We start from the raw sequence: 18,387 nt of genomic DNA on the forward strand, positions 1-18,387 counted from the left end.
AAAAAAGACGAAAACCCGAACCGTCGCACGAAAAACGGCTTGAACGCGGAACAGGTGGTATTGTCGCGTTTTCAGGCCGAAAGGTTCCGTTGCATTTTAATGCCTGGCGGAGGGGCAAACAACTGGTTACCCACGGCGCACGCCCAAACCGGTTTCTCCAGCCAGGCATCGAACCCGTTCAGCGGCCGCCCGCCAGCCGGGAGAGCGCCTATATTTTGCGACCACACCATTCACGGGATCAGGCAATGCTGCGCGAATTCAAGGCGTTCATTCTGAAGGAGAACATTCTCGCACTCGCCCTGGCAGTAGTGATGGGCGCCGCATTCGGCAAAGTAGTGCAGGCTCTTGTGGACGACTTCATTATGCCGATAGTGGCGGTATCGACGGCGGGGGGCGCATGGCAGAAGGCAACCCTCAACGTCGGCCCCTTCAAATTCGGGATCGGGGATTTCGCCAGCGTCCTTCTGAATTTTCTGATCGTCGGGTTCGTGGTGTGGCGGATCACCAAAGCATTCATTCCCGAAGCACCGCTCGTGAAGCCCCCTGCTACGGCTCCATGCCCATTCTGCCGGATGGCCATAGACGCGACCGCCAGCCGCTGTCCGCACTGTACAAGTCAGCTGGCAACAGCCTGACCTCACCGGAGCTGCGGATGCCTGCGACGACCGTGCCCCTTCGTACCGCTGTCTGACCGAGATTCGGAAACACGTCTGTCGGCCTGTCGATGGTTCCTATCACTCCGACGAAGGTGAAGTTGCCATCGTCGTTCCCGAGCAGGTTCACGGGGATTCTCATGGTCACCGAGTTCCCCACGTAAGTGGTGGCGATTCTCATCTGAGAAGCTCCGTCGGTGATGATGGCCGACGACAGATCCGGGCCTCCCAGAATCAGTATTCTCTCGACGCCAATGGTGGCCGTCGCTCCGAATTCATTGCTGAAGGGCGCAGGGCCTGTGGCAGCATTGTCATCGAGGTCGATTTCGATCAGACCAGTTACGGAATTGGGCGCATTCGCGGCGCCGGACGCCACCGGAGCCGCAAAGGTCAGCGTGATCAGAAGCGTGTCACGCTTGAAATCCCCTCTTATTCTGACGACGTCGATTCCTTTTGGATCCCCCGTCTTCGCCTCCGCAAGCGTGTCTCCCACAGGCTCGGCCAGATCGAACGCGACGACACCAGCATCCGGAGCGATGGCCGTCAGCCTGAACGTGATCGGCGGCAGAGCTTCCACCGTGGCGACCACGGTAGTAGTTCCGAACGTGTTGGGCACCGTCAGCGCTGACAGGGTGGCAGTTCCGTCAGCCAGTGCCATCTGCGACGTGATGACTGGTGCTCCCATTGCGCCAGCGACAGAAAACATGACAGCCACGCCTGCAACCGGACGCCCGGCCGCATCGAAAACCGCAACCCGTGGCGGAGTGGCCAGCGGCTGACCGAACGCGCCAAGGAATTCGAGTGGCGACTGAGCAAGCAGTGACGCGGGAGGTCCTGTCCTAGGTCCGCTTGCGTCCTTGCAACCCGGCAGCAGCAGTGCAATCGTTGCGAAAGCCAAGGTGTACCTTATCGAGCTCATCGAGAGTTCCGGCAAAAGTGAATACCACTCTGCAACCACTTCACATCCAACAGCGTCCGGTCACTACAAAATCGGCCCAGTCGACACGGCGTTCACGTCAAATCAAGGCCCGTGCAATCAATTTGCCGCAGGATCGGCTCCAGCGCACAGAAACTCAACGAATCCCGAGGAGATACTTTCAGAAGGTGAAAGTGAACAATAGACGTCGCCTGATCGCTGCGGCGTTCATTCTGATTCCTGTCGCGTGCCGCGAGTCCGACAACGGTTCGCTAACCTCCGGGGCGGAAGTCGCTTCTGCCGACCGCGGCGCCACCTCCAGATCGAGTTACCGCCAGCTACCTGCATACAATGCGGCACCGCGGGAGGCAATAGCGAATGTGCAGCCTGGGGTGGTTGCGGCGAGCGTGGAGCGCCCGAACCAGGCGGCATTGCGGCCGGCGATCGACTGCACGGTCACGCGAGTTGCCGATGGGGACAGTATGACCTGTGGTTCCGCGGGCCGCGTCAGGATTCTGATGATCGATGCCCCGGAGCTCTCACAGGGCCGTGAAGGCCGCGAAGCGCGTGACGCATTGCTGCGCATCATGCCTGTCGGAACACGCGTCCGGATCGAGACCGACGTTCGCGAAAGCGATCAATACGGTCGAATACTTGGGTACGTGTACCTGTCCGATGGCCGGATGGTCAACCAGGCGATGGCACGAAGCGGCTACGTAACCGCGCTGGTATATCCGCCCAACGTGCGCCACGCCGCCTTGATTCGGGCGGCGGTGGCAGAAGCGAGGGGTGCAAAACGCGGATTCTGGGCGTCCGGATTTGTTGATTGCTCGCCGCGGGACCATCGCGCAAGGCGGTGCTGAATCCGTCGACGGGTAACGGGTAACGGGTCACCAAATCAGCAGGCGGCGAACAGCTTGGCCATACCTGCCCACTCGACGTTTCCGCCGCTGAGCACCGCCACCGTGTTTCCGGTGGGTTTAACCACGCCTGTCATTATCGCCGCGACCGTTATCGCCCCACTCGGCTCAACGACAATTTTCATCCGGTCGAGCAGGTGGCGCATGGCCGAGGGAAGCGGTCCGTCGTCTACCAGCACAACGTCGTCGATATACGCCTGATGGTGCGAAAATGGCCGTCCGCCGATCTCGCTTGCCTGTAGGCCATCGGCGAGCCCGCCGGTGGTGGTCAGCCGCACCGGTGCCCCCTGCTCTCTTGCCCTGTAAAGCTTGGGCGCGCTCACAGGTTCGACACCGACGACTCTGGCGCGCGGCGCGAGCAGCTTGATCGCCGTCGCTACACCGGCACTCAATCCGCCCCCGCCGACAGGCACCAGCACCGTCTCGACGTCCGGCATGTCCTCCACTATCTCGAGTCCAACCGTTCCCTGGCCCGCGATGATCGTCGGGTCATCATAAGGGTGCACCAGAGTCATGCCCTCGGCGTCGCAGATTTCCCTTGCCTTGTCAGCGCGCTCCTGGGTAGTGGTACCCTCGAGAACAATGCGCGCACCCAGACGCTCGGCACCCAGCCGCTTGGCGAGAGTTACGTTCGTGGGCATCACTACTGTGGCCGGAACTCCAAATATCTTTGCGGCCATGGCCACGCCCTGACCGTGATTTCCCGACGACGGCGCAACAACTCCGCGTGCACGAACGCTCTGCGGCAGGGAGTTGAGAAAGCAGTACGCCCCGCGAAACTTGAAAGCCCCTCCACGCTGAAGGCCTTCCGGCTTGTACCAGACAGGCGCGCAAACCTGTTCGCCGAGTACGTCGTCTCGGAGCAGTGGAGTGCGGATAGCGACACCTGCCAGCACGCGTGCGGCTGCGCGCAGATCGGCAAGTGAAACGAGAATCGGGTCGGCGGAGGGGGTGACATTCATGCCGCCAAAACTGCGCTCTCCCGCACTGTCGTGCCACTCTCACCGCGGAGAACGCGAGTGCCCGGCCGCTCGAGTGTGATGTCTGCATGCCAATCCGCCGCGCGTCATCAAGGTTCAGCCGCTTGACACTGTTCCGCGAATCCCGTTAGCATCCGCCGCATGAACACTTCAGGCGGGAATTCACGGGAAATAGCAGGCGCTGATTCCGGGGCAGGTTCAGCCGCCGATGCGGGGAAAGCGGCAGGCGCCATTTCAGGGAATCCAACGCTGCCTCGCGGCGGGCCGGTATCGCAGTTCCTGCGTCATCAGTACCGGCACTTCAACGCAGCCACTGTCATCGACGCCGCCGACGCATACACAGCGCATCTCGACGGTGGCGGCAAGATGTTCGTGACTCTTGCCGGCGCGATGAGTACCGCCGAGCTCGGGATCTCGCTGGCCGAGATGATCCGGCAGGACCGCATTCAGGCGATTACGTGCACGGGCGCGAATCTCGAGGAGGACATTTTCAACCTCGTCGCGCACGATCATTATGTGCGGGTTCCGAATTACAGGGACCTCACTCCTGCCGACGAAGCAGAGCTCCTGGAGCGGCACATGAACCGCGTGACAGATACCTGCATTCCGGAAATGGAGGCGATGCGTCGCATTGAAAAGGCAGTGCTGGACGAATGGGTTGCGGCAGATGGGCGCGGCGACCGGTACTTCCCGCACGAGTTCATGTACCGGATTCTGCGCAACGGGTCGCTCGAAGGAAGCTATCAGATCGACGCGAAGGACTCATGGATGGTAGCTGCCGCCGAGAAAAACCTGCCGATGTTCGTTCCCGGCTGGGAGGATTCGACATTAGGCAACATGTATGCAGGCCATTGTATTTCGGGCGATGTGAAAAATATGCATACGGTTCGGACGGGCATCGAGTACATGATGGTGCTGGCAGACTGGTACACGGATAATTCCGCGGACGGAACCATCGGGTTTTTTCAGATTGGTGGTGGCATCGCCGGAGACTTTCCGATTTGCGTCGTGCCGATGCTGCATCAGGATCTGCAGCGCACGAACGTTCCCGTCTGGGGTTACTTCTGCCAGATATCGGATTCGACCACCAGCTACGGCTCGTATTCGGGAGCGGTGCCCAACGAGAAGATCACCTGGGGGAAGCTGGCCGTGGACACGCCGAAATTTGTGATAGAGAGCGACGCCAGTATCGTTGCGCCGCTGATTTTCGCGCTCGTGCTGGGGGCGTAGCCAGCCGCCTCGGCGCGGATTGCGGTTCGCGCCTGCGAACGTTCTAGAAAACCCGCCGGGCGAAAAAGAACACATCTGCGTCGACGCGAATTCGGCGGCCACCGTTGGCGACACTGTCGACGACCACAGTTCCCCGCCCTCCATCGAAAGTAGCGAGTCTCTCGGCTTCGATGCTCGAAGATCTGAAGGCAACGTTGGCGCGAAGCAGCGGGCTGCCGCCGAGAATCTCGGTTACGACCTGATACGTGCCGACAGCGAGCGGCTGTCCGAACCGGTTTCCGGAAAAGACAATCGTCAGATCGCCTTCGCCTGCCGGATTATCGACAATGCAACCAAGCCCGTGATATTCCCGGTCAGACAGGGTTCCGGTAAACCTCGGCGGGAGGTCCCCACGGATTTTTCCGTTCGACTCGTAGTTTCTGCCCATGACGCTCGCCGTGCAGCGACCGGTCTCGGAGACCGACGCTGTGAGGGGAAAGGTGCTATTCTCGGGAGGCGTGGTTGGATCCGTCGCGCAGGCCGCAAGCAGAATGACGGCAGCGATGCTGAGAAATGAGTGATGTCTCATGGCAGTGTTGGAGCGGCAGGATTGGTAAACTCTACGCGAACGCTTCGGCAAGCTACCGGTCGCGTGGCAGCGCGAACGTCAGGCGTCGCGTTTGGCGCGTCTGTCGAAGCGATCGGGAAATTTCATATTGCGGCCTGTTCGACGCAGGATAACCGCCGGTATTGCAAATAAGCTGAAGCCCAGCATCGCCAGGAGCGGCGCGCCCCTTGAGCGACTGTTGCTCCCGGAGGCTGCAGGCGCGGATAGGGCCGATGCAGCCGTAGGAGTATTGGGTGCTGTAACTGCCGGTACAGCCGCGTTCTTTGCGATCGCCGCAGCGCCCTGCTCAGCGCTTGTTGCGGCAGTAACATAGGCTTTGTATTCGGCGGGAAAGACAGCCACGTGATAATGCGCCGGGCGCCGTTCGAGCGTCACGTCGAGAACGCGTGAATTTTCCAGGCCGAGCAACGCCTGCTCCAGCCACGCCCGATCGGCGGAGACTTTTGGGACGCGAAAGTCAACCGCCATGCCTGCTGGGTGAACCGACAGCTTGTGTGCGTTGCGCGGCTGCTCAGACGATGGCCGGGTCAGGCTGGTGACGACGAGCAAATTACCGGTTGCGGCACGGTACTGAGACGAGAGGCGCTCTACAAAAAGGCGAACCTCGGCGTGCGCATACGGATACGAAACGCGCGCCAGCCGATAGTTGGCATTCCCCGTTAATTCATCCAGGTTGCCGGCGGCTACGAGAGCTCGCAGCTCGCGGGAATTGCGCAGGAAATCATAGTCGTTTTCGACTGCCACGTTGTGCTGCAGCCGCATCGACTCCGGGGAACCGCCGAGCCCGGCCGCTCCAGCCGTAGCGACGGAGGCAGCTGAAAAGGTCAATACAGTGATGGCTGCGCGTGCTGCTTTTGCGATCAATCGATGGTTCCTGATGACGTTGCCCTGCGGCCCGTTCGACACTCGAAGCGGACCTGATAGATACTATTGTCTGGCATGAATCGTTCCCCGTGCCCGGTTGCGGGTCGGCTCAATAGACAGACTGTCTTCAGAGCCGGGCGGTAACGGCAGGATTGTAAGGTTGACTGCGTCAGAATCAGGCATCCATTTCGTTGGTGCTATGCTTCACGCTCGCTGGTTGTCTTCCGGCTTCGAGGTCCGCGATCAAATCCAATAGACCCGCCACTTCCCAAGCCCGATTCCGAGGTGCTGAAGTGAGCGGCAGAAGTACACCCACATTCTCCAATAACTTGAAAGCCTCGTAAACGGCAGCTTTTGCTCGACCTGTCACGGCGGTTGCCACGGGCGCCGTTATGACGGGGTGCGCCGGTAGAATTTCGAGGATTGCCCAAACCGCCGCGTTGGCTCGAGGCGAATGGGCAGAAGCCTTCACGCGGTTTCGCCATTCGTCAGTCAACGAAGCAACGGCGCTTAAACAGGCTTTAGCGAGATAGGCAGCCTTCGTTGTCGCGGCAGCAAAATGCTCGATCCATTTCTCGAGGCCCGAGCCGCGAAAGCTGGTCAAGCCAGCGATGTACCTGTCCTTCGAGGCTGCGAGGGCCACACTGACTGGTGGAACGTAGTTTGGCGTCATCCCCCTCCTCTTGAAAACTACATGGATCAACGCTCGACCCGTGCGGCCGTTGCCGTCACCGAACGGGTGGATCGTCTCGAACTGCGCGTGCACCAGGGCAGACTGAACGAGCGGTGGCAACAAATCATCATTTATTGCCGAGCACAAATCCTCCAGCAGCGGCATCACGTCCCCGGGTGGTGGCGGGACGAAGGCGGCGCCACACGGGTTATAGTCATTCCCACCAATCCAGTTTTGCTCGGTGCGAATTTTTCCAGCCAGGTGGCTGTGCTCCGATTGCTCCATCAAGCGACGGTGAATCGCAGTTATCTCTTGCACTCCGAACTTCGGCACGTCTGCCGCTTCCTCTACAGCGAGGATCATCGCGTCGATGTTGGCCAGGATTTCCTGCGCGGTCTGGCTCGACTTGATTCCCATATCCGCCTTTGCCTCAGCGCGCGCGAGTTCTCTAACCCCCAGCTGCATCCCTTCGATTTTGGACGAGGCGATTGATTCAGTCCTCAGGAGCAGCCGCGCCAGTGGTCTAAGGACCGGTACGGCGTTGAGGTTAAGCGATCGAATTGCTTCCTCGGCCTCGGACCCAACGCCCGCAACTGACGCTTCGAGACTGAACTTGAGCGAGCCTAGCGGTTCTGGAATGAACGCTTCATAGTGGCAAGCCCTCCGATATTTGGGAGGAGCGTCCAGATGTGGGTTGTACTCCCAATTTCTTGCTACCAAGCGACCAGGTATCTTCGCCTCCCGGAAGTCAATGGCGATGAACGGAACTTAAGGGGAAGTTCAGCTTTCTGTCTAAACTGAACTAACGCAGCGCTCTAGTTCAGTTTATCGAGAAGACTGAACTACCGCAAGCTTCCAGGTTAGCGCGAAAACGCCGGGACACGAGGTGACGACGGGGCAATAGGTATCGTCATCAAGAACGTTGTTCCCCTTACGGGGGCGGGCGATGCGGTGAGCTCGCCTCCCATCAAGCGCGCGAGCTTGCGACCGATGGCCAAGCCAAGGCCGACACCTTGCGGGTTCGTCTTTTTCTGACCGGGAACCTGTACGAATGGCTCGAACACTGACTCGATCCGGTCGGAGGGAATGCCAATTCCGGAGTCAGTCACGGTGATGCTGACGAATTCATCGCCTGGCACCCAACCCAGGGTGATCGTTCCGCCTGGCTCCGTGAACTTCATCGCGTTGGTAAGGAGATTGGTCAGAATCCGAACAACCTTCTCGCTGTCGGCAAGCATTCTCGTGCTGCGGCCGCCGCCCGCGAAAACGTAGATTAGCTGTTTCTCGTCGAGCTGGGGACGGATCAGTTCCTCCAGTCCCTTCAGCACACTCTCAACGGATACTTCGCTGAGATCGAGGGAGACGGAGCCGGACTCGAGACGAGCGAAATCCATAACCTCGTCGATGAGGTAGGAAAGGTGGTCCTGCGCGCGCTTGATGCGTGATAGCGCCTGAAGCTGGCCCTCGGTGACCGGCCCGTGAATGCCAAGCTCTATCAGTTGCCGATAGCCGCCGATCGCATTCAAGGGAGTCCTCAGGTCGTGGCTCAACATGGCGACAAAGTCGGTCTTTGCCCGATTTGCCCGCTCTGCTTCCCCACGCGCGATATCCGCCGCCGACACCGCCAGGCCAAGATCGGTGATGGTCGTGCGCAACTCGATTTCCGTCATTACCATCGCACCCAGATCGCGAAGCACGCCGACCTGATCGTCGGTCCAGTCGCGGGGCCTCACATCCATCACGCAGAGGGTTCCAATCGCCGACTCGTCCAGGATCAATGGCACGCCCGCGTAGGCGAGAATTCCATGCTCAGTCACGGATGGCATCATGTTGACGCGCTCGTCGGCCCGCGTGTCTGCGATCACCAGCGCTGTGCCGAGTGCAACGGTGTGTCTGCAGAACGAGAGCTCGAGTGGGGTTTGGCGGGCCGACTTCACTGGCTCTGGGAGGCCGAGTGCGGACTTGTAAAACTGCCGATCGCGATCGACCAGCGTCACCGTGGCGATTGGCGCCTCCAGCAACTTCGACGCAAGCCTTGCAATGCGATCGAACGGCTCTTCCTCTGCGCTGTCGAGAAGTTGCGTCCGCCGTAACGCGTTCAGGCGGCGTGGATCGCCTACCGTCGCATCTACCAGCCTCTGATGGTTGGAATCACCTGACTGAATGGCAATCTCAGAAGTTTGAGGCGGAATCTCGGTCGTTCCTGTTGGACGTGGGGAACAGTTGGAGGCAGACAGAATGCAAGCTAATTGAAGGTCGTCAAACGCGAGGTCATGCCGGACTAGTTCCAGCTTTTTGCAAGTTCAAGTTCGTCGTGTTCAAATGCTGTCGCCATCCGCCTGATTTCGTCAACTGCCACACCGACCCGGGAAGCGACTTCCCTCCACGTCTTCGTCACGGCTGCAACCTCCACGGCGATTTCTCTCGCTTCCCGCGGCGTGAGGAGAAATTCGGACGAGGCCGCGACTGCAAGTTCGAGCGAGGCCGTCGCGTCGCCATCGACATTGATTGCCGTGGTCAGCTCCCGGGCCCTGACATGGCCCGGAACGGGGTTGAGATCGTACGCAGGCGAAAGCCGCCAGCCGGAGCCGTCGTATAAGACCGCATGATTCCGAAGATGATCATCGAGATTGGATGCGAGGATGTTGAATGCCATCCGACGCCACAATTCTCGCCCATCCTCATTGACTCGACTCGCGACCTGTCGCAGACCATCAAAGATTTCGACATAGCTTCTGTGCTCGCCATCGCTGGCATCCAGGAGACTCATTGCCGAGAGGAACGGAACGCGTTCAGTACCGCGACGATCGAAACGTGTCAACAGTAGAACAGGTGCTCCTCCGGCGTCTTCGAGCCGCGATCGGCAGACATCAATACCGGCTCGTTCAGCAAGCAGGAGCATGACCCATTCCCATCGAATAACGTCTACGCTGTCTGATCTCTCCGGGAATTTCGCAATCGCAAGGGACCCGTCCCGATCGCGAACTGAGGCTTTCGGCCGCGCACCACCGAGTGACGATCCGGGCGCTAACAGCAAGAGGAGCGCATTGTCTGCCTCCAGCGAATCGGGATCCCCAGCAAGCACATTTGCGGCTGAGAGTAATGCGGGCAGCTCAACCAGCGGGGGGACGTGAAGACCATCGTCGGCAGCAACATAGGGGCCGTCAGCGCTTGCGCGGAACCTCAACGCTCCCTGCCGGACGATATCGGTTACGCCGAGCAGAAAATCAATTTCTCGTGGCGCGCGCGGGGTCGTTTGGGCGATTCGAGCGCGGCGCGCCTCATTTCGCGTAATCAAGCGTCGCCCCCATCGATCAGGCGCAGAGTCTCCCAGCGCGCCGAAGAGCGCGCGTCCGGCAGCGGTGTGAAACGAACCTGATGTCGCCGGTAGCGCGGGTCCGAGCGCATGATGGATGGGATCGACAAGCCAGGTTTGATCGAACTCGAAGGATGCTCGTTCCCCATTGCGGTCCCGATGGGACCACAGCCGACCTACCGATCGGATTCCCCCTGGGAGGTCAATGTCGACGTAGGCTGCCGGCTGGCTCAACGCGTTTCTTCTCGGCCGGCGTCTTTATGTTGCCCCTTTTCGGCTGGATCGATTGCCTTGGTCTTTCGCTTTGTTGCCCGCGGCCCGGCTGAGATTCTCAGAGGAAGCTGCTCGTCTGCGAGGCTCAGCCCAACCACATCCGTCTCAGGGGCGGCGAGTTGTCCGATCCTGTCGCCCAGCCCCAGTATCCAGAGGATTGTGGCGTATGTTCCGAGGGCGACCGATGCATCGCCTCGCTCCGCGCGCCACAGCGTCGGCCTGGTAATCTGGGCGCGCTCGGCGACCATGGAAGTTGTCAGTCTGCGCCGGCGCCTCGCGTGTTGGAGATCGTGCCCGAGTTGCTTGAGGGCGCGGCGTACCGATATTGGGAGTGGAGCGGGAGAGCGGGGCATGAGACAATGCTAACTATCTTTATCACTGTAGGCCATGGTGATAAATATCTTTTACGTTATGCCACACAATGTTGGTGCCTAAAAGTGGCCCCCCAAACGGCATCCCGCGCAGCAAAATGAAACCGCCCAGTCGCGTAAGTCACGACTGGGCCAAAGCTTATCGAACGAGAACCCCGCCATTTTCGAATGGCGGGGGGCGAATCGGGACGGCGGGATTTGAACCCGCGACCCCCTGAACCCCATTCAGGTGCGCTACCGGGCTGCGCCACGTCCCGCTAAGCGGTCTCCCGCGAAGCAATGCTCAATCTACCACTCTGGCCGGAACGAGAACAGCCAGAGCCGATCGTCCCCTACATGTCGCGCCATCAGTGCGGAGATTGCGCAAGCAGCATTGCATCATCGCGCAGAGAGAACCTTCGAACAGCGCCCCGTCCTATTCGATCGAAGCGATCTTCCCCACATAAAAATCCCCGAAGTCTGCATACTTCGCGCTCACCTCATCGAACCGCATATCCGTCACGAGCTTCTTGAAATCCAGCGGATCCTTTGCAAAAAGCGTCACTCCCCACTCCCACGAATCGAACCCGATCGCGCCAGTAATTACCTGCTGAATTCGCCCCGCGTATCTGCGTCCCGTCATTCCATGGGACTGCATGAGTCTGCTCCGTTCATTCAGCGACAGTGAATACCAGTTCTGCCCACGCTGCCGACGCTTCGACATGGGATAGAAGCAGACGTATTGCATGTCCGCCGGAGGTGGCGGATACAACCGGCGCTGCACATGCTCGCTTTCCAGCTCCGCTCGCGTCCGCTCGCCAAGTTGCGACCTGTAAGTCTCGTCGCCAACGGTGCCGCCACGTTGCTGAGCGTCAGCCGCAAGCTGCGCAGTGATGTGATAGAACCCGGCCTCAGTCACACTCAGGAACGAATACACCAGCTCAGCATCCACTTCGGCAAAACCGCGCATGCAACGCGCCCCGCACTCGCCTATCTCATCCAGCGTCGGCCGGAAGTGGAAAGCCATCACGTCGGCCGTCGACCCGATGAGCTGCACAACAGCGCTCCACCCGTTGCTGTATTCGCCACTGATGTTCGGTGCCAAACCCGGGGCTTGATCATCCGCCTGTCTCGAACCCGCACGGCGTCGAAAGACCTGATGCAACGCATACCAGCCTTCAGCGGTCTCCGGCGGGTGGGCGACGGAGTCCGCAGCGGCGATACGCTGCGGCGCAACGCCCTCCACACCAGTCATACCATGTTGCGCAACGCCCTCGCCACCAGTGACACCACGCTGCGCAACGCCCTCGTCACCCGTCATACTCCGTTGCGAAACGTCATACGCTACGGAGCCGTCGTAAAGCTGAAAGCAAACGTCCCCGCCAGTCTGTTCCCCGCCGTATCCCTCGCATCGGTAGTAACGGTCGCAGTGTAGCTGGTGCTCGGCGCCAGCAACACTCCACTGGGAAGGGTGAAAGTCGCTACCCGCGTCGAAACGTTGTACGAGACCGTTCCGGTCACCGCAACGCCCCCGACGGTCGTCCTCAGAGTAAATGTGGTCCCGTTGATCGTCGCCGGGTCCATGTTCTCGCTGAACGTCACCGTCACCGCAACCGACCGCGAAACATTCGTGGAGTTGCTGGCCGGCGAGGTCGCGATTACGGTCGGAGCGATCGTATCCAGTGCTGTCGTGAAGCTCGATGTGAAATTGGTGGCGAGCGTATTGCCGGCCACGTCCTTCACTCCAGTGGTGACGGTCAGCGTGTAAGTGGTGAAATTCGCCAGCGGCGACGACGGTGTGAACGTCGCGGTGTTGGTGCCGGCGTTGTACGACACTGTTCCTGCCACCGGTGCGCCGCCGCCCTGCGGCGTGAGGAACACGGTGCTGGAGTTGATGCTCGTCGGATCAATCGGCTCGCTGAACGTCGCCGTGACAACTGTGTTCCTCGCGACTCCCGTCGCCCCATTGGGAGGCGTCGTCGCAACCACGGTCGGACGCGTCACATCCGCAGGCTGCGCAGTCGAGAATGTGGATGTGAACTGAGTCGCCAGCGGATTTCCGCCGATATCCATTACGCCCGTCGTAACGGTGACGGTGTAGTGCGTCCCATTTGCCAACGGCGCACTCGGCGTGAACGTCGCGCTGTTCGCACCCGCGTTATAAGTGACGGTTCCGGCCACGAGAGCACCCGTGCCGGTATTTCGCAGGTTGAACGTCGTCGTATTGATAGTCGATGCATTCATCGGCTCACTGAACGTGACGGTCACGGCACTGGTTATCGCGACGCCCGACGCATTATCCGGCGGCGAAACTGTGAGCACCGTGGGACCTGTGTTGTCCGCGGTGATGAATGTCCAGCTCCTGCTCGCCGCGAGCGGATTCCCCGCTACGTCCCTCGCGCCAATGGTGATGGTGGCGGTGTAGGTCGTGGCCGCCACCAGCGGACTCGACGGCGTGAAGGTCGCGGTGAATGTGGCCGGATTGTACGCTACCGTGCCAGGCACCGCCCCCCCGCTCAGGGTCGACCGCAACAGGAACGTCGTCGCGTTGATCGTCGCCGGGTCCATTGCCTCACTGAACGTCGCCGACAGCACTACGTTCGTCGGCACATTCGTCGCCAGATCAGCGGGCGTCGTCGACACGACTGTCGCAGCCACATTGTCACCAGTCGTAAATGACGAGACGAAGTTTGCGCCCATCTCATTGCCGGCCACATCCCTCACAGTGCCCACGATCGTCACGGTGTAAGCCGTATTCGACGCCAGCGGTGCACTCGGGGTAAACGTGGCCACTCTCGTTGCCGCGTTGTAGGTCACCGTACCGGGCACAGCCGCACCTGACGATGTCCTCACGGTAAAATTGGTGGCGTTGATCGTTGCCGGATCGATCGCCTCGCTGAACGTCACGTTGATTGTCGTTGACGTCGATACGCCAACAGCGCCATTGGCGGGTGTAATCGATGTGACGGTCGGACCGGTCGCATCGCGTGTCGTGAAGGTCCACGAAACATCCGCGGCGAGTCGGTTGCCCGAAATGTCCTTCACCCCCGTCGTGACGGTGGCAGTGAAATTCACAGGATTGGGCAGACCACTCGTAGGCTTGAACTCCGCGGTCCGCGTCGCCGCGTTGTACGTAACCGTCCCCGGTATAACCGCACCCGTTGCGGTCACCTTGAGGTTGAAGGTCGTTGCATTGAGCGTCGTCGGATCGATTGGCTCGCTGAATGTCGCCGTGACAGTCGCCGCTGGCGACACCCCAGTCGCATTCGCGGGCGGCTGCATTGCCGTGACCCTCGGCGGAGTGACATCGACGGTCGTAACGGCCGCAGCCGGAGTTTCGAGCGACAGGCCCGACAGTACCCCGGCGGTGCAATTGGCCGAGACCGTGTACATGTACGTCTGCTGCGGAGCCAGACCGGTATCGGTGTAGCTGGTGGTCTTCGACTCGCCCACTCTCACGCCGTTCCGGAAAACGTTGTAACTGATCACCCCGTCGCTCTGGGGACTCGGCGTCCACGTCACCGTCGCCGACGTCGGCGAAACAAGCGTAGCCCTTACATCCACCGGGGTACTCGGCGAAACAGGGCCGGTGAGCTCACCACACGCGATTCCTGCAATTGAGGCAAGAAGGATCCCGGCCGCAGTAAGTGATCTGCTGCGAGAGAACCGCAATCTGTTCGAAACTTTCATGATTGAAGGCATGTGTTATCGATCCCGGCGGATTACGATGCGGCGGTTCTTCTGTCTTCCGATTGCGGTCGTATTCGGCGCGATGGGTTTTTCCTCTCCAACGCCAGTGATGCGAATGCGGTCGACCGAGACGCCCTGGCTCACGAGGTAGTCACGCACGGTGCGGGCGCGGTCGAGTGCCAGAATGTTGTTCGCGGCATTGGATCCGGCGTTGTCGGTGTGTGCTTCGATGCTGAGCTTCATTCTCTGGCCTGCATCAGACGTAAGGTCAACCACGAGGCCGTCGAGAATCGGCTCAGTTTCGTCGCGCCACGCGGGTTTGGAGAAATCGACCTGCGTGCCGTCAATCGTCAGCAACAAACCACTGGCGTCGCCGATCAATACTGCTGGCGGCGTATTCTGCGGTGCGCGCGGAACGGCATCCCGTGGAGGTGTTGCAGGCTGAGCGACCGGGCGGGGCGTCTCCTGCACCGGCGCGGGCAGAGGCTGACGCCTCGGGATCGACGGCGGCTCGACGCGGACCCGGTCCGGCGGACGCGGTGTCGCCCTCCTCCGCGGTACGTTCGGGCCGCCGAGGAACATCGACATTCCGGCAAAACCGGTGAACGCCGGACCACCCTTCCCTACCTGACTGCTGAGCTCGGCACGGAATGCCCGGCGGTCACCAATCATTGTTCGAAAGCCCGCGCCGAGATTTGCAATGCCAAGGCTCTTGCTCTGATCGCAGTCGCAACGGGCTCTGGTGTAACGAATAAACTCGTACCCGGCTCCCACCAGCGCATACGGCTGAAAATCCTGAGCCGTCGGTTGTTGAACGATCAGCGACACCGTCGGCGTGAACGCGAACAGCGGCGGACGATAGTAGCTGTACTCCTGTCTTCCGTAGGCAACCCCAAGTCCGCCTTGCACAGCGACGAAACTGCGGAGCTGGGTTCCGAGTGTTACCATTCCGCCGAAACCGAGCCGGCTGTTGTCGACGCTGTAGGCCTTGGACAACATTCGACCCATCGGGAACAGTCCGACTTCGCGGGTGCGTGTGCGCGTGCCGTCAGGGATGCTCTGACCCGACTGAGCGGTGAGTACAGACGAGCAGATCGCTGAACCCACGAGCGACGAAAGTATCAAGCGACGCATGAGGCTTCCTGAGGAGCGGTACGGGAATGGACTTGCATCCTGACGAACCAGTCGGCTGGTCGCGTCAATACGGTCGGCTGCATAAAACCGTCGCCGTAGACACCGCAAATGCTTCTACAAGGAAATACCGGGACACTGGGTGCGCAAGCGAAATCAAGGAGAGGTGCCGAACAACGCAAGCGCAGCGACCGCCGCGGCCAGCATGACGGCCAGGGCGATCGCCATTTTCTGACCTGAGCCCGCTGGCGCGGCGGGTGGGGGCGCCAGCATTTCACGGGTCAGAATGTCGCAGATCTCTCCCGCTGCCTGCGGTCGTTTGGCGGGGTCCTTCGAAAGGCACTTCATCACCAGGCGGGTAACGGTAGCGGGTACGTCGAAACGGCCCGCGAGTAACTGGGGCGGATCTTCGGCGGCGTGGGCCGCGACTATCTCGCGGGGCGTATTTCGTCCAGTGAATGGATGTCGCCCCGACAGCAGCTCGTACGCGATCACTCCCCATGCATAGACGTCGGAACGGGCATCTGCCGGCGCGCCGGAGACTTGCTCCGGGGACAGGTAGCGAAACGATTCGCCCCCTCCGGGCGCCGTAAAATCGCCCGCGTCACGTGGCCGGTTGAGCGATGAAAAAACCTGGGATAACCCGAGGTTCGACACCAGCGCCGAGCCGCCGCTGATGAGAACGCTGTCGGGAGAGAGCCCTCCGTGAACGACTCCATGCACATGAGCGTGCGCAAGCGCAGCCGACATGTCGCGCAGCAGGATAAGCGAGTCCTTCAGGTCAACGCGGCCACCTCGCGCCAGCCGCGATCGTAGTGTGCGGGCCTCGATCTCGGACGTCACCCAGTAAAAGGTGTTCTCATACGTCCCGCAATCGATGATAGGAAGAATGTTCGCGTGGCGGAGCCGGGAATTGCCCAGCGTGGGAGCACCCGGCGCGATAGTTCCGGACAACAAGTTCAAAGGAACGGCCGATATTTCCACGCGACTTCCATCGCGCACCGATCGGGCCGAGTAAGCGGTGATGCTGGTGAGCTGGGGAAGCTCGCGGACTATTTCATAGTCGTTTCCGAGGGCAGTCCCGAGGTCCTGGCGCAGAGTTGTGTCGGTCATTTCCGGAAAGGTACGGCACGCAGGGGGAAACGTCGGCGACGTTTCGCTCGATCAAGATGCTGGCATCGATCGAGCGCGTATTCATCTGGATGCTGCGCGGCCGAGTGCCGCGCACGTCCGTCAACCGTACTCGGCCCTGGCTTCGTTGCCAGATCTGCCAGCTTCCTACTTAGCGAGCAACTCTAAATCATTTCCCGCACTTGAGCATTACGCGGTCAGCTTCGGCCGGCATGTAGACCGCGAGTGCCGATACCTTCGCGTCGGCCGAGTTCGATCCGAGTGCCGCACCGAGAACCTTTATGGTCGCGCCCGATTCCTTGAAGTCATTCACGATTATCGCGTTCGCTCCTACCTGGGCCGCCTTTTTCCTGATCTGATCGGTGATCTTTCCGTCGCTGGTATAGACGGAATTGCCCTCGCCGGTGATCCACGCGAGCTCATGATAATCCTTTGGCACCATGCTTCGACTCGTGTACGTGTCGACTGCCGCCTCGCACGTCGCTGCGCGGGCAAGGTTGGGGCTGACATCCGTGGTCTTGGTGCGTACGCCGCACGCGGATGCCGCGAGTGTGGTCAGGATGAGAGGAGTCACCCATCGCCGGTTTGAATTGGTCATTTGCTCTCCTTGCTGAGTGAATTGTCCCCTGAAGGGGGAGAATTTCAACGCAAGCACGCAAGATCAGAGCCGCAATCTTCCGTTGGGCAGGCACCCGGAGTATGAAGAGACCTTGAGTCGATTACTTGAGGCCTCTCGGCAACAGAGCGGGCGACCGGACTCGAACCGGCGACGTCCAGCTTGGGAAGCTGGCATTCTACCAACTGAATTACACCCGCGAACATTGATGCTGCATCAGCAATGTAGCGCGGACAATTGAGCGATCAAGTACGGTTTGCGGGCGCACACCCGCGAGGTTTGTCATAGTCACGCCATACATGCAGAGCCACCGGTCGGGATTGAACCGACGACCGCTCGATTACGAATCGAGTGCTCTACCGCTGAGCTACGGTGGCGAACTACAGATTCAACCAGATCCCATCATGCCCTGGAGCGGACTCGAACCGCTAAGCCTTTCGGCACCACCCCCTCAAGATGGCGTGTCTACCAATTTCACCACCAGGGCAACGCAATGCGCACCTGCAACACACGTTAAAAAAAAACGGGGCCGACGGGGCTCGAACCCGCGACCTCTCGAGTGACAGTCGAGTGCTCTAACCAAACTGAGCTACGGCCCCATTACTCACATCCCTTGAACACCTTCTCAGACATTCCCTTCAACGCCTTCCCGGGCATTTCGCACCAACGCCCTTTCCCGACAATAGCCCCAAGGGGAATCGAACCCCTCTCTGCACCGTGAAAGGGTGCCGTCCTAACCGATAGACGATGAGGCCGAGGCCCGCCAACCACTGACGAACTGCTGCAACATAGCGCTAACGGGATTCGAACCCGTGTTTGGGCCTTGAGAGGGCCCCGTCCTAGTCCCCTAGACGATAGCGCCACGATCGACAGGCCCGGCAGGAATCGAACCTGCAACCGCCGGTTTTGGAGACCGGTGCTCTACCAATTGAGCTACGGACCTAAAACCCGTATTCCTGTGAGTTCAAAGCTTGAAGCGGGAGGGTGGCTGACGGGGATTGAACCCGCAACCCCCGGTGCCACAGACCGGTGCTCTA

The 18,387-nt window shown here is 60.3% G+C and carries 16 protein-coding genes and 8 tRNA genes; 3 read left to right on the forward strand and 21 right to left on the reverse strand.

The genetic code is table 11. From position 1 onward, the window contains the following. The first annotated feature begins 245 nt into the window (after positions 1 to 245). Positions 246 to 635, forward strand: coding sequence for an MscL family protein (locus WKF55_09295; protein MEJ7759776.1), 390 nt, complete (start codon positions 246 to 248; stop codon positions 633 to 635). Here the strand turns inward: WKF55_09295 and WKF55_09300 are convergent. Then, a complete protein-coding gene (locus WKF55_09300) occupies positions 547 to 1,572 on the reverse strand; it encodes a hypothetical protein (protein MEJ7759777.1) in 1,026 nt (341 codons plus the stop codon). The genes WKF55_09295 and WKF55_09300 overlap by 89 nt on opposite strands. Positions 1,573 to 1,763: 191 nt before the next feature. Between WKF55_09300 and WKF55_09305 the strand changes: the two genes are divergently transcribed. Further along, positions 1,764 to 2,432: a thermonuclease family protein gene (locus WKF55_09305; protein ID MEJ7759778.1), complete on the forward strand. Its 669-nt coding sequence runs from the start codon at positions 1,764 to 1,766 to the stop codon at positions 2,430 to 2,432. 35 nt (positions 2,433 to 2,467) lie between these two features. Here the strand turns inward: WKF55_09305 and WKF55_09310 are convergent, their stop codons facing one another. Then, positions 2,468 to 3,451 carry a threonine/serine dehydratase gene (locus WKF55_09310; GenBank protein ID MEJ7759779.1) on the reverse strand — a complete coding sequence of 328 codons (984 nt, stop codon included), beginning with the start codon at positions 3,449 to 3,451 and terminating at the stop codon, positions 2,468 to 2,470. A 159-nt stretch (positions 3,452 to 3,610) separates the two neighbouring features. Between WKF55_09310 and WKF55_09315 the strand changes: the two genes are divergently transcribed. After that, positions 3,611 to 4,699 (forward strand): deoxyhypusine synthase family protein, encoded by a 1,089-nt coding sequence (locus tag WKF55_09315; GenBank protein MEJ7759780.1) that lies wholly within the window; start codon positions 3,611 to 3,613, stop codon positions 4,697 to 4,699. Between the two features lie 43 nt (positions 4,700 to 4,742). Here the strand turns inward: WKF55_09315 and WKF55_09320 are convergent, their stop codons facing one another. From WKF55_09320 to WKF55_09410, 19 genes are all read right to left on the reverse strand, one after another. Next, positions 4,743 to 5,267, reverse strand: a complete 525-nt coding sequence (locus WKF55_09320; GenBank protein MEJ7759781.1) for a hypothetical protein — start codon at positions 5,265 to 5,267, stop codon at positions 4,743 to 4,745. Positions 5,268 to 5,345: 78 nt separating this feature from the next. Next, positions 5,346 to 6,170 (reverse strand): DUF5715 family protein, encoded by an 825-nt coding sequence (locus tag WKF55_09325; protein ID MEJ7759782.1) that lies wholly within the window; start codon positions 6,168 to 6,170, stop codon positions 5,346 to 5,348. Between the two features lie 175 nt (positions 6,171 to 6,345). Beyond that, positions 6,346 to 7,563, reverse strand: coding sequence for a Fic family protein (locus WKF55_09330; GenBank protein ID MEJ7759783.1), 1,218 nt, complete (start codon positions 7,561 to 7,563; stop codon positions 6,346 to 6,348). A gap of 140 nt (positions 7,564 to 7,703) precedes the next feature. After that, on the reverse strand, positions 7,704 to 9,134 hold the full coding sequence (locus tag WKF55_09335) for a GAF domain-containing sensor histidine kinase (GenBank protein MEJ7759784.1): 1,431 nt from the start codon (positions 9,132 to 9,134) through the stop codon (positions 7,704 to 7,706). Then, on the reverse strand, positions 9,125 to 10,393 hold the full coding sequence (locus tag WKF55_09340; GenBank protein MEJ7759785.1) for a type II toxin-antitoxin system HipA family toxin: 1,269 nt from the start codon (positions 10,391 to 10,393) through the stop codon (positions 9,125 to 9,127). The genes WKF55_09335 and WKF55_09340 overlap by 10 nt, the downstream gene beginning before the upstream one ends. Beyond that, complete coding sequence (locus tag WKF55_09345) at positions 10,390 to 10,785, reverse strand: helix-turn-helix transcriptional regulator (protein MEJ7759786.1); 396 nt, start codon at positions 10,783 to 10,785, stop codon at positions 10,390 to 10,392. The genes WKF55_09340 and WKF55_09345 overlap by 4 nt, the downstream gene beginning before the upstream one ends. A gap of 201 nt (positions 10,786 to 10,986) precedes the next feature. Further along, positions 10,987 to 11,060 (reverse strand) — tRNA-Pro (locus tag WKF55_09350). Between the two features lie 158 nt (positions 11,061 to 11,218). After that, complete coding sequence (locus WKF55_09355) at positions 11,219 to 12,103, reverse strand: chlorite dismutase family protein (protein MEJ7759787.1); 885 nt, start codon at positions 12,101 to 12,103, stop codon at positions 11,219 to 11,221. A gap of 23 nt (positions 12,104 to 12,126) precedes the next feature. Continuing rightward, on the reverse strand, positions 12,127 to 14,472 hold the full coding sequence (locus WKF55_09360; GenBank protein ID MEJ7759788.1) for an Ig-like domain-containing protein: 2,346 nt from the start codon (positions 14,470 to 14,472) through the stop codon (positions 12,127 to 12,129). Positions 14,473 to 14,487: 15 nt separating this feature from the next. Further along, complete coding sequence (locus tag WKF55_09365) at positions 14,488 to 15,606, reverse strand: OmpA family protein (GenBank protein ID MEJ7759789.1); 1,119 nt, start codon at positions 15,604 to 15,606, stop codon at positions 14,488 to 14,490. Positions 15,607 to 15,759: 153 nt separating this feature from the next. Beyond that, positions 15,760 to 16,716: a serine/threonine-protein kinase gene (locus WKF55_09370; protein ID MEJ7759790.1), complete on the reverse strand. Its 957-nt coding sequence runs from the start codon at positions 16,714 to 16,716 to the stop codon at positions 15,760 to 15,762. A gap of 187 nt (positions 16,717 to 16,903) precedes the next feature. Beyond that, on the reverse strand, positions 16,904 to 17,332 hold the full coding sequence (locus WKF55_09375) for a hypothetical protein (protein ID MEJ7759791.1): 429 nt from the start codon (positions 17,330 to 17,332) through the stop codon (positions 16,904 to 16,906). Between the two features lie 145 nt (positions 17,333 to 17,477). Then, positions 17,478 to 17,550 (reverse strand) — tRNA-Gly (locus WKF55_09380). Positions 17,551 to 17,655: 105 nt separating this feature from the next. Continuing rightward, a tRNA-Thr gene (locus WKF55_09385) sits at positions 17,656 to 17,727 on the reverse strand. 28 nt (positions 17,728 to 17,755) lie between these two features. Then, positions 17,756 to 17,837 (reverse strand) — tRNA-Leu (locus WKF55_09390). A 37-nt stretch (positions 17,838 to 17,874) separates the two neighbouring features. Next, a tRNA-Asp gene (locus tag WKF55_09395) sits at positions 17,875 to 17,949 on the reverse strand. An 84-nt stretch (positions 17,950 to 18,033) separates the two neighbouring features. Next, positions 18,034 to 18,105: transfer RNA gene (locus WKF55_09400), tRNA-Glu, on the reverse strand. A 34-nt stretch (positions 18,106 to 18,139) separates the two neighbouring features. After that, positions 18,140 to 18,212: transfer RNA gene (locus WKF55_09405), tRNA-Glu, on the reverse strand. Between the two features lie 8 nt (positions 18,213 to 18,220). Further along, a tRNA-Trp gene (locus tag WKF55_09410) sits at positions 18,221 to 18,293 on the reverse strand. Positions 18,294 to 18,387 lie beyond the last annotated feature (94 nt).

The sequence above is a fragment of the Gemmatimonadaceae bacterium genome, assembly GCA_037721215.1.
Taxonomy (GTDB): Bacteria; Gemmatimonadota; Gemmatimonadetes; order Gemmatimonadales; family Gemmatimonadaceae; genus UBA4720.